General features: G+C 46.3%; 6 protein-coding genes. 3 read left to right on the top strand and 3 right to left on the bottom strand.

Going from position 1 to position 11,971, the window contains the following annotated elements; genetic code table 11:
- Window positions 1-406: 406 nt before the first annotated feature.
- Both C8322_RS11195 and C8322_RS11190 read right to left on the bottom strand, forming a co-directional pair.
- Window positions 407-730, bottom strand: coding sequence for a hypothetical protein (locus C8322_RS11195; RefSeq protein WP_076752956.1), 324 nt, complete (start codon window positions 728-730; stop codon window positions 407-409).
- A 341-nt stretch (window positions 731-1,071) separates the two neighbouring features.
- The gene (locus C8322_RS11190; RefSeq protein WP_076752957.1) at window positions 1,072-1,776 is read right to left on the bottom strand and encodes an FFLEELY motif protein; all 705 of its coding nucleotides are present in this window, start codon (window positions 1,774-1,776) and stop codon (window positions 1,072-1,074) included.
- Between the two features lie 206 nt (window positions 1,777-1,982).
- On the opposite strand from C8322_RS11190, the gene C8322_RS11185 reads away from it, so the two are divergent.
- Window positions 1,983-3,401 (top strand): phosphate--AMP phosphotransferase, encoded by a 1,419-nt coding sequence (locus tag C8322_RS11185; protein ID WP_108675761.1) that lies wholly within the window; start codon window positions 1,983-1,985, stop codon window positions 3,399-3,401.
- A gap of 42 nt (window positions 3,402-3,443) precedes the next feature.
- Here the strand turns inward: C8322_RS11185 and C8322_RS11180 are convergent, their stop codons facing one another.
- Window positions 3,444-3,947 (bottom strand): hypothetical protein, encoded by a 504-nt coding sequence (locus tag C8322_RS11180; protein WP_004890494.1) that lies wholly within the window; start codon window positions 3,945-3,947, stop codon window positions 3,444-3,446.
- Between the two features lie 176 nt (window positions 3,948-4,123).
- Here C8322_RS11180 and C8322_RS11175 point away from each other — a divergent pair, with 176 nt between their 5' ends.
- Together C8322_RS11175 and C8322_RS11170 are read left to right on the top strand one after the other, a co-directional pair.
- A complete protein-coding gene (locus C8322_RS11175; protein ID WP_111810639.1) occupies window positions 4,124-7,831 on the top strand; it encodes an exodeoxyribonuclease V subunit gamma in 3,708 nt (1,235 codons plus the stop codon).
- On the top strand, window positions 7,832-11,950 hold the full coding sequence (locus C8322_RS11170) for a UvrD-helicase domain-containing protein (protein ID WP_111810638.1): 4,119 nt from the start codon (window positions 7,832-7,834) through the stop codon (window positions 11,948-11,950).
- Window positions 11,951-11,971 lie beyond the last annotated feature (21 nt).

The raw sequence follows: 11,971 nt of genomic DNA, 5'->3' as shown, positions 1-11,971 counted from the left end.
TATACAGCAATCATCATGCAATTGTTATGAATAATATACAGAAAAATGCGTCTTTAGCTGAAATCTCAGCCGAAAAATCGATCTTAATTGATGATAAAAAGTCATGATATACGTTCTGAATTTTTATATCTTCCTGCTGCTGCGGTGCACCATAGCTTAATTAAATGGCGAGTCAAAACCTACTCAATTCTTTGTAGGTTTTTGCTTACATTGATTCAGGTTTTTGGCGACTATTTTATAGTGATAGAAATTTCATATGATAAGTTCATCAGGAACAGGATGTTCTCTCTAAGAATTAAAATAGATAAATACAAGGAAAGTAAGGTACGACAGGAGTTGTACCAAGCGAACCAATACGGAAAACCCCGGCAGGATGCCGGGGTTTTTCATTTTGTATCCAGAATTTTTAAGATTCGTCCAGTTTATGGATGAACTGGTTTTTACCATAGCGAATGGACAGTTGATCTAGCTCATAATAAAGACCATCTCCGAGTGCATAATCCCCACGTTCAACAGAGATAATCCGTTGTTTATCTGTAGTAATCACAATATGGAAATAGCCTATCTTTAACTTGCATTTCAGATCATGAACAAGCATCGCCTGACCGTAAACATCCAAAGACTTATGGCTTTCAATCTGTATATCTTGAGCATCAATTTTATAACTGCTTATTGAAGGTCTCAGGTTTATTTGTACAGTGCCGCGAATAGATAACTGTTTGTACCCCATTACATTTTTCCTAAAATTCATTGACATGGGTACATCTATAAAGAATCAAGATATACGGAGGCTTAGATAACACGTAAGCCGATCAAGTGCGTTGACCATAAACAGATTAATTTCTATAAATTTTGCATAATTTTTATAACTTTATTAAAGACTATAACTGATTGATACGATTAGGGCTTTGGAACCATTATTTTGTCTATTTATTAAGACCTGATTTTTTTTTGTATCGATGAAATTACTACGATTTAAAAATAGCTGGTTGATTGGGTTAAGAGAATAAGGCAAGCAGATGCCAGCCTTATCCTGAGGTGATATTTTCAGATTTTTTAAGCTGTCGGAAATTAACGGAAAGGCTGTGGATCACCGGCATGCACGCGATCAATGATATTACGTTCAGTTGCCGTAAATTCACGTACAAACTTTTCTGCGGACTTAAGTGGTTTCATCGCCAGGAATCCATCCTGCATAAACTCATACATGACTTCAAAACGGTATTTTTCTGCGGCACCTTTACACATTTTAAATGCTGCCTGCACAATGAACGACCGCATATATTTATCCAGATGAGTGCCTAGCTGATCCAGCATGGCTAGCTGTTTAAGGCGATCCTGGCCCTGATCCAGCTTTAAATAGGTCAGACGCATAATTTCATCAGTCAGTGATTCGGCTGGATGATAATCTTCCAATAACTGTTGTGCCACCTGCTCATCAAGCTGTACCGCAAGAATGGCCAGCTCTACTCCGTGAGTGCCGGTCTTGATCGCATTATCCGGAATCAGCCTTTCTGCCTTATGTGCATAGCGCGTCAAGCGGGCAATCTGTTCTGCCAGCGCATCGAAGTCCGGTCCACCATAGAGACGGTTCAGGAAATATTCTGACATCAGCACATTTTGCTTTTCTGCAAACTGCTTGGCATGAGTGCGTTGCATACGCTCTTTTTGCCAGAGCTGTACATCTTGCAGACGTTGTTGCAGTTCCGGTTGCTTGTGATAGTTCAGTTGATAATAACGTTCCAGAAGATCGTCTAAAACCGCAAGTTTGGACATGGGAAGTTCAAATATGGTTATGGATGCGGGAATCTTAGAACGAGTTAGGATGGCGCGCTATGACAAATTGACCGGTTGCACAGGATTTGAAGTCAATTTGTTGAAAAGTTCGAAAAAAAGATCGTTTAAAAATCGTAGCGATCGCTATTCATCAGGCAAAAAGTCTGTCTATACTGTATTCACGAACAAGAAAAACAGAACAGGCTATGTCTACAGAACAGCAACAATTTCAACTGATTGAAGAAAATGAATTATCGTTACAGCTTATCGATGCGCAATATGCCCTGAAAGATACACGTGGACAGAAGAATGCTAAAAGTTTAGTCATACTGGTCAATGGAATTGAGCTGGCCGGCAAAGGGGAAGCGGTTAAGCAATTACGGGAATGGGTTGACCCGCGTTATTTGCGGGTAAAAGCAGACCAGCCACGGCCCCTGAATGAAAGACAGACTTTCTGGCAGCCTTATGCACGCTTTATCCCGGCTGAAGGACAGATCATGGTGTTGTTTGGTAACTGGTATACAGATTTGCTAAGTACCGCCATGCATGTAGCGAATCCTATAGATGAAAGCATGTTTGATCATTATGTTGAACAGATGCGTGCCTTTGAGCAGGATCTGAAAAATAACCATGTTGATGTGATCAAGATCTGGTTTGATCTGCCCTGGAAGTCTTTACAAAAACGTTTAGATAATATTGATCCAAGTGAGATGCATTGGCATCGTTTACATGGTCTGGATTGGCGCAGTCGTAAGCAATATGACGCGATCCAGCGTTTGCGTCAGCGTTTTACCGAGGACTGGATCATCATTGATGGTGAAGATGAAACCCGGCGTGACCAGCAGTTTGCCCAGACTATTCTTGCGGCCTTGAAACACTGTCCGGATCATCCTGCTAAAGGAAGTAAGACATGGTCCCCGGCGTCTATTCCTGAAGCATTGCTGCAGCCTTCGCGGGAGCCGGTGGATCAGAATCCCTATAAGGACGAACTCAAGAAACTGACCCGCAAGGTGGCCAGTGCAATGCGTATGGATCAACGTAATGTGGTGATCGTATTCGAGGGGATGGATGCAGCCGGTAAGGGGGGAGCAATCAAGCGGCTGGTGAAAAAGCTTGATCCACGCGAATATGAAATTCATACCATTGGTGCACCAGAAAAATATGAATTGCGCCGTCCTTATCTGTGGCGTTTCTGGACAAAATTGCAGCCGGAAGACAAGATTACGATTTTTGACCGGTCCTGGTATGGACGGGTACTGGTAGAACGGATTGAAGAACTGATTAGTCCTGCGCAATGGCAGGCATCTTATGCAGAAATTAACCGGTTTGAAAATGACCTGATTGAGGCACAAACCGTGATTATCAAGTTCTGGCTAGCGATTTCCAAGGACGAACAGGCTGAACGTTTTAAGGCGCGTGAACAGACGCCGCATAAACGTTTCAAGATCACTGATGAAGACTGGCGTAACCGTGAACGCTGGGAGGATTATTTGCAGGCAGCGGCAGATATGTTTGAGCATACCAGCACCGATCAGGCGCCATGGCATGTGATTGCTACCGATGACAAGGATAGCGCGCGTTTACAAATCTTGAAGACTATACTGAAACAGCTTGGCGTAAGTTAATACGACCAAGCTACGTTTAAGTAAGATGATTCTAAATCAAAATTATACAGTTTTAGCTTGCTGTTTTTGCTGGATATTTTTGGCTAGTTTATAAGAGTCTTCCACATGTGCCTCAGCAACTTTTTTCATTACGAAGTAGCCTAAACTTGCCGCAATTAACTGACCACCGAGCGGGATAAATTTGGTCACTTGCTTGGTGATATATTTTGCGGCAACATTATTGATGGATTTTTTTACCGCCGTACGTGCCACCACAAAACCAGAAAATTGTACGCCGCGTTTACGTAATTCATCCCATTGAACCTGTTTGGTTTTTGGATCAAATACGCTGACCTGCTCTGGCGCCAAGCCGAATCGGGCATTGATTTCAGGAATTAGCTGTGACAGGATGCCGACGTCAATCAAGACATCAAGAAACGGTACCGGAATCACGGCTGCACCTGCAGACATATAGGCACGCTTCTTAATCAGCTCCAGGCATTCTTCACGGATCTGTTCTAGATTTAAACTTGGATCAATTTGATCGGGAAATTTGTCTAATTTCATGGGCGATTACCTAAAGCTTCCTGTTGTTGTTTTTCTAAAAAAGTATCCTTAAGATGCTTTTTTAAAAGAAATTTTTCTACTTAAGTGTAGATTAAAAGTGACATAGACAGAACAGGGTGTATAGTAAATAATCTTTATTGTTTTGTAGTGCTGCTTTCTTTTAATTTGGGGAATTCATGGCTATTCATGTTATTCAAAGTCAGAAAATTGATGTGCTTTTGGATAGCATGCTGCTGGTTACGAGTCAGCAGAAAAGAACTGCTTTTCAGGTGCTTGAGCCGCAGCATTTCATTGTGCCTTCGCCTGCCGTTGAAGCCTGGCTCACCCAGAAAATTGCCGAGAAAAAGGGCATCAGTGCCAATACACAATTTCATCATCGAATTCGTGCTTTTCAATGGACTTCTTATCAATGGGTACTGAACAGCCAAAAAGAGCTGGAGCAGGTCCGTGAAGCCAATATCCCACGTATCATCATTAAGTGGCGAGCCTTTCAGGCGCTACGCAAGACTATTCTGGCGGATGAAATTCCACTCAAATCCCCGCATCCGCTGTATTCGATTGTAAAGCGGATTTATGACAGCGCTGACCGTCTGGAACAGCCGAATGAGCGCCTGCTAAAGAAACAAAGCATGCTGTACTGGGTCTGTGAACAGGTATCGCGCCTGTTTAGTCACTATATGGATTATCGCGGCTATTGCGCACGCAATTGTCCGCCGCAACAATGTAGTTGCCCTACCAACTGGCTGCACAACTGGGGACAGAATCTGCCTTTAGAAATAGAGCAGATGCTATATATCCCCAAAGATGAAAATGGTCAGGAAATTCCGGTAGCAGATTTCGTCAAAATTCAGGCGCGGGAACTGGAAGCCTGGCAGCGCTGGCTGTGGCAAAACGTATTTCAGGATGACTATGCCAAAATCCTGGAAATTGAAAAGCTGTACTGGGAACGCATTGAAAATCCGGAAACCCGAGCGCAGGCTTTAAAGCAGCTGCCATCTCAGGTGGTGGTCTTTAGCATGCTGGAATTGCCACCAGCCCAGCTGGATTTCTTGCGCCGTCTGGGTCAGTACATCGAGATTTATATTTTCCATTTTAACCCGTCACAGGAATACTGGGCGGATAGTGTCGATCCGAGCTGGAAGGCGCGCTATGACCTGGGTGTACAGGAACGCTTTATCCGCAAATACGAACAGTCGCGTGGAGGTAAGCCGAGTGATGAGGAAATTGCTGCATTCTGGAAAAAGTTCCAGCTGAACTTTAATGCTGAAGACCGTGAATCACGTCATCCTTTACTGACCCGTTTTGGTAAGCAGGCACGGGACCACTTCTCGTTATTATCCAAACTGTCTTCAGGTGAGGAAGGACATTGGGCGGATGCCTTTGTCGATAATTATCAGGACCATCTGCTGGCAAAAATCCAGTCGGATATTCTGTATCTGGTAGAACCGGAGCGGCATACTTATCCCTTGAAGCCGGACGATAGCTCGGTACAGATCCATGTCTGTCATTCTTCATTACGCCAACTGGAAGTACTGCGCGAACAGATCATTCACTGGCTGGCTCAAGGCACGGAAGAAGTACCGCGTCAGCCCAGTGACATCCTGGTATTGAGTCCAAACCTGAAAGAACTGGAACCGGCGATTCGTAGTGTCTTTGCACCACCACCACGTGAACGAGAAGGCAGCCAGTCCCGTCTGCGCAAAAACAATATTTATCTGCCGATCCAGATATCCGGGGTATCCCGTCTGGATGTCAGCAATGCCTGGCGTGCCGTGCTGGGCCGCATACAGTTGATGCATCGCCGTTTTAGCATTGAAGATTTTGCCGACTGGCTGAGTTTAAGTGCGACTCAGCAGTACTATGCATTGGACTATGCACAAGTGGAACGCATCATCCAGCTGCTCAGTGATGCCGGCTTTAAGCGTGGCTTAGATCAGCAGCATTTACAGCAGCATTTATATGAAGGTGATGAAGATTACCGCTTTAGCTTCCGCTTTGCTCTGGATCGCTTGGTACTGGGCATGGCGGTGCCAGAACATCAGCTGTTTGAAGATACTCTCAGTTATGCCAAAGTGCTCAGCAGTGATTTTCCGCTGATTGTTATCCTGATTCAGATCTATGAGGATTTCAATGAACGTCGCGGCTGGCTGAATGCACATGAGCAGGGACAGCGTACACCGGTAAAAACTTGGCTGGAATATCTAAATCGGGACGTGAATGCATTCCGCAGCAATGGGGTTGAGTCATTAAAAACCGTAGCAGAAATCATTGAAAAGCAGATGCGTATGCTGACGCTGGCCGATTATCATGATCAGGATGATCCAAATGCGATTCAGGAACTGGTGGCATTGAGCTTACCATTGCCTTATGTCTTGGAAGAAATCCAGAATAGTCTGGACATGCAGCTGGATCAGGCCGAACCGACCGGACAAATTACCTTTAGCCAGATTGGCCAGATTCGCCCGCTGCCTTATAAGCTGGTGGTGATGCTGAATTTGGATACGGGCAAATTCCCGAGCCGAAATCAGCAGCTACCGTTTGACTTGATGAGCATTCTTAAGCCACAGCTCGGTGACCGCTCCCGTCTGGATGATGATCAGGGTGCATTTCTGGATGCCTTGCTGTTAGCACAGGAAAATCTGTGGCTGTTCTACAACGGCTTTGATGTGAATGATGGCGAAGTGCGTGATCCATCCACGTCAATGCAGGAATTGATCCAGCATATTGCCCTGATCTGCCAGTCCGAGCATCCAGATGCAGATGTCGATGTGATGACCGAGATGAATGGCTTGCCAGTCGCAGCGCATATCCAGCAGCTCTATCATGTGCATCCTTTACAGCCTTTTGATCCAGTTGGTTTTAGTACACTACGTACCCCACGTTTTCAGGATCAGTGGCATGATGTGGCTTCTTTTCTTTGTAAGGCTGAAGGGCAGCGTCGCAGCTGGATTAATATCCATTGTCCGCCAGTACAGCAGGAGCAGATTCGGATTCTGCATGGCGATGAATGGATTCGGGACATGATCTTCCCGGCACGTCTGTTCCTGAAAAGTGTTGGCATTTCCAGCGTGAAATATAAAGACTTGCCCGCGGCACAGGAACCATTATTGCTGGATAAATTGCAGCAATATCAGGTACGGGATTTCCTGCAGCAGCAGGAACAGGAAATAGATACTCGGTTGATGCTGGATCGTCTGCCAGTCGGAAAAACCCAGGAAGCAACCTGGCTGAGTACCCAGCAGGAACAGGAATTGCTGCAGCAGCGCCTACAGCAACTGGACAAACAGATTACTCGTACCACGCAGCAAAACTATCGTTATTCATCTGATCTGATGTTGCAGATTACTGTGCCGCAGCAACCGAATGCGTCGTACTGGCTGAGCATGCAGTCCGCTTCAGCCTCAGAGCGCCGTCGCGCGCATGTCTGGCTGGAATATCTGCTTTGGCTGGCCTATTTAAATGATGACAGTTATACCGCAGAGCTGGAACGAATTGTGCTGTTCAGTAACAAGACCGTAAAATTCTGCAAGGTGACATCTTCTCAGGCTAAAGAATATTTGGTTCACTGGTTTAAGGCCTGGGAAGCAGGTCAGCAGCAACCGGTAGTGTTGCCGGCTGAGCTCATTCTGAAAAAAGACTGGCAATGGGAAACCAATGAGCAGGGTCAAATGATTATTGGTGATCTGGATAAGCTGTTGGCGGCCTGGAACAACACTTATGAAAGTACCCGCCCACTGAGTTCGGATGAGTCCTGTGTATTGCATCAGGACTGGCAGTTCATTTTGCAGGATCAGGATCCAGAGCAGGCGTTGCAGCATAGCCTGCTAAAATTTGCCTATGACTTGTATGCTCCGATTCAACAACATTTAGAGTGGGTAAAATAAATGACCATCGCCCCTCAACAGCAACATAAAACTTCAACCAATCCAATTCAGGACATGACCTTTACTGGTCTGCACTGGATCGAGGCTTCGGCAGGGACTGGCAAAACCTATACCCTGTCTAGCCTGATGGTGCGGATTTTTCTAGATAAATACTATCCACATCAGGTCATTGCGACGACGTTTACCCGTAAGGCAACAGCTGAACTGAAAAGCCGGGTACGCGCACGTGTGGAAGAAACTTTGCGTTATATCCAGCGCTATCAGCATCTTAATTCGGTAGAAATGACTCAGAAAATCGAGCAGGAATCTGATCCGTTGTTGCAGAAAGTGCTGCAAGATTATGGCAGTCGTATGGATTACGCTCGCCGTCGTCTGGGGCTGGTATTGAACCAGCTGGATGAACTGTTTGTCGGCACGCTGGACAGTTTTAGTCAAAAGTTACTGCGTGAATTTGCTTTTGAAAGTGGGCGGATTGAACGTGCTGAACTGACTGAAGATCAGGACCTGTATATTCAGCAGCTGATTCATGATGTGCTACGGGAATGGATCCAGCAGCAGCCGCAGTATGTCATTAACCAGATGTATTTACAGAACCAGCTCAAAGCTCCTGAACACTATGTGGGGCTGGTACGTGATGCACTCAATTTTAGCGCCAATCATTTCCAATCAGTCCGCCAAGTAGAATGGGATTTGGGTGAACTGGATGCCTGTATTGAGCAGCTGGTCAATATCAGTCCGGCAGAACTGCTCAAGATACAGACTTACTGCGCCGAAACCCCGAAATATTTTCATAAAAACTTTCATGCAAAACTGTCGGAAATCTGCAGCAATTTTTCTGACTGGGCGGTACAGCTGAGTGAACAGAAGGGTATGTGCTTCTTTGATCCTGAGCTGTGCAAGCTGGTGCTGAAGTTATGTTATCTGCTGCGTAATAAAACTGATTTTCAGCCAGCCAAGCAGCGTTTTACCAAAAGCTGTAGCGAAGAAGAGCAGCAGTATTTCCTCAGCCATCCGCTGATCTGTGCCATCGAAGCCCTGTGCAATGTGAAACAGGCACTGGATGAGAAATTCAAACAGCTCACGGCTTATCTGGAATATCACCTGATTCGCAGTGTGCAGCATCGTCTGCCACAGACCTTACAGAAGCAGGGAGAGACTACCTTCTCGCAACAGATCCGTACCCTGACTGAAGCCTTGCAAGGTGAGCAGGGGCGCCGTTTTGCCCAGTTTGTGCAGTCTCGTTATCCCTTAATTCTGGTAGATGAATTTCAGGACACTAACCAGGATCAGGACGATCTGCTGGCACGAATCTGGCGAGATGCTGCGCGGGTACAGCTCGGCTGTATGATCATGGTCGGTGATCCAAAACAGGCAATTTACGGTTTCCGTGGCGGCGACATGCTGACCTATAACAAGGCACATGCTGATGTCCGTTTAAAGCAGGGCCATGAATATACCCTGACCCAGAACCACCGCTCGGTCAAAGCTTTGGTGGAAGTGGTTGATGCCCTGTTCCAGCGCCGGATGGATTTTGGTGAAAGTGTTAATTATAGTTTGATTCAGGCTGGTAGTCGTCCCCATCCGGACCTGATTGATTCCGGACAAGCTAATCCTTATCCATTACGCTGGATGCAGCTAGGTGAGCAGGAGCATGAAGCCGATCAGGTGGCCTGGAAAATCCGCGAATTACTGAATCAATCTGCACAGCAACAACTGTATTTCCAGCAGCAGGAAAGTTCTGCTCCTCTAACTGAGGATGATATTGCTGTACTGTCCTTTGGACATTATGCGCTGGAACAGGTCAAGCAGCGTCTGCAACGGACGGGGATTGCCTGTTATAAGGAGTCAAAACAGAGTGTCTTTGCCAGTAATGTGGCACAGGATGTCGCCGCGGTGCTGACCGCGATCATGGACCCGTTTAATGAGGCCAAGGTTCGTCGTGCTTTAGTGACCCGTCTGCTCGGCTTTGACCTGAAAAAGCTGCTGGAGCTGCAACAGCAGCCAGTTGGCCTAAGTACTTTTATTGCCGATTTTGAGGTGATCCGGGAAATGTGGTTCGACAAGGGCTTCCTGAGTGCTTGGAACTATGCCCTGAACCTGTTTGACGTCTGGACTAATCTGGTATCGAGCCAGAGCATTGATAATGAGCGTGTTGTGGTCAATCTGCGTCATCTGACCGAAATTCTGTCGCAGCAAAGCGAATATTATCAGGGTGCACAGAAACTGTATTACTGGTATCTGCGCCAGCTACAGTCTCCTTCTGGCAAGGACAGCGAAAAAGAGCGCAAGCTCTCTGGCGATCGTGGCGTACAGTTGCTGACAATCCATGCCTCCAAAGGTCTTGAATTCAAAATCGTATTCCTGATGGGCGCTGATGCGCCGTTTGACGTCAACAAAGGTAACCTTAACTTCTCGCTGGCCGGTCATGAGCAGGACGATATTCTGAATCAGTCACGAGTGATTGCGGTAAATCGTGAGGATCTGCATGAACAGGCACAGCTGCAGAATGCAGCACGGAATGCTGCAGAGAATCACCGTCTCTGGTATGTGGCGCTAACGCGTGCCAGCCATCGGGTTTACGCCATGCTGCAGGATCAGAGTGGTCAATCAGATTCGTGTCTGGCCTACTGGCGTGGGCAGGGTGAGCAGGTCTTCCAGCACCCGCTCAGCTGTATGGAAAATACCTTAACAGCAGCGCCACCGCGTATTGCGGTAGAACGGATGCAAACAGCACTGGAATTAGTTGCTCATCCTTTACCGGAACAGCAGTTCTATCCACGGACCAAAACCAGCTTCACCGCTTTATCGAGACATCAGCTGCATGTAACCGTACTGCAAGATGATCTGGTCAGTCTGTATGAACACCCAGAAAGTGCTGCCGATGAAATCCATCTGCAGACAGAAGCAGAAGTGCTGCAACAGCCATTGGACTGGATCAAGCTGAATTTTCCTAAAGGTACTGTGGCTGGAACTTTCTTGCACAGTATTTTCGAGCATCTGGATTTTCAGGATAGCAGTTACTGGAATCTGGAAATCCGCCGTCGCTTCAAGAATACCGCGCCACATATCTGGATGGAACTGAAAGACCAGTTCCAGCAGGACTTTCAGATTCTGCAGCGGCTGCAGCAGGCCTTCCAGCAGTATTATCTGCAGGCCACGATTAACCTGAATACTCTGTTTAAACGGGTAGCCAGTAATGCCAGCTTAAAAGCAGGAGCGCTAGCTGAGGCTATTTTGCATGTTATGGCCAGCATCAACTACAAACTGTTGACCGGTATCCGCTTGCATGACCAAAGTGTTGCCTATCGCCATACATGGCACAGCTTTTTCCAGCAGCCATCTTTAGATGTCACTCATTTTCTACAGTTTATGACGCAGTTTGAGCGTTATTTTCTGGAACTGGATGATGATACCTTTATTCAGCAGTTTGAGCAGGAAATGGGGCAGCTGCCTAAAGCAAGCACGCATGAAAATCTTGATGTGACTGGACTAATGCAGCAGTCAGCGAATCTATTCTTTGAAGAATTATCCGAAGATATTCTGCTGAATCTAATGCATGATTGGGTCGGGGAAATCCTGAACACACCGATTCAGAGCGAGTTTCGTTTAAGCCAGCTGGATCAGCACAGCTTTTTGTCGGAATTCCCGTTTTATCTGGCTTTGAATGATGCACCTTTACAGATTCGCCAGATTCAGCAGCTGTTTGCGGATTATGGCCTGATCATGCCGGACTTTAATGAAGCCAAATCGGCACGTTACCTGACCGGGGCAATTGACCTGGTATATTTTGATGGTCAGCGCTATCACATCGCTGATTATAAGAGTAACTATCTCGGTGCCAATCAGCAGGATTATCTGCCGGAAGCAATTCATGACAGCATGACGCATTCCAGTTACTGGTTGCAGGCTGCCCTGTATCTGGTCGCCATGCACCGCTATTTAAGCGCTAATTTGCAGGGTTATGACAACCGGCAGCATCTGGGTGGAGCGACCTATTTGTATCTGCGTGGCATGAATGGGCAGGCCGGACAGGGGCTATATCACTGGCAGCCTGAAGTTGAATTTATCCAAAAATTGGATCATATTCTGGGCTATTATGCGGTAAATAAGTCAGCATAAAATGGCGAAACTAAGAAATAT

The sequence above is a fragment of the Acinetobacter sp. SM1B genome (assembly GCF_003289665.1).
Classification (GTDB): Bacteria; Pseudomonadota; Gammaproteobacteria; order Pseudomonadales; family Moraxellaceae; genus Acinetobacter; species Acinetobacter schindleri.
This window is presented reverse-complemented; position numbering and strand designations above follow the sequence as displayed.

Excerpts from the sequence above, each read along its gene's own strand:
- C8322_RS11195 (WP_076752956.1), bottom strand. The coding sequence starts at position 730 with ATGGGGTACAAACAGTTATCTATTCGCGGCACTGTACAAATAAACCTG.
- C8322_RS11190 (WP_076752957.1), bottom strand. The coding sequence starts at position 1,776 with ATGTCCAAACTTGCGGTTTTAGACGATCTTCTGGAACGTTATTATCAA.
- C8322_RS11185 (WP_108675761.1), top strand. The coding sequence starts at position 1,983 with ATGTCTACAGAACAGCAACAATTTCAACTGATTGAAGAAAATGAATTA.
- C8322_RS11180 (WP_004890494.1), bottom strand. The coding sequence starts at position 3,947 with ATGAAATTAGACAAATTTCCCGATCAAATTGATCCAAGTTTAAATCTA.
- C8322_RS11175 (WP_111810639.1), top strand. The coding sequence starts at position 4,124 with ATGGCTATTCATGTTATTCAAAGTCAGAAAATTGATGTGCTTTTGGAT.
- C8322_RS11170 (WP_111810638.1), top strand. The coding sequence starts at position 7,832 with ATGACCATCGCCCCTCAACAGCAACATAAAACTTCAACCAATCCAATT.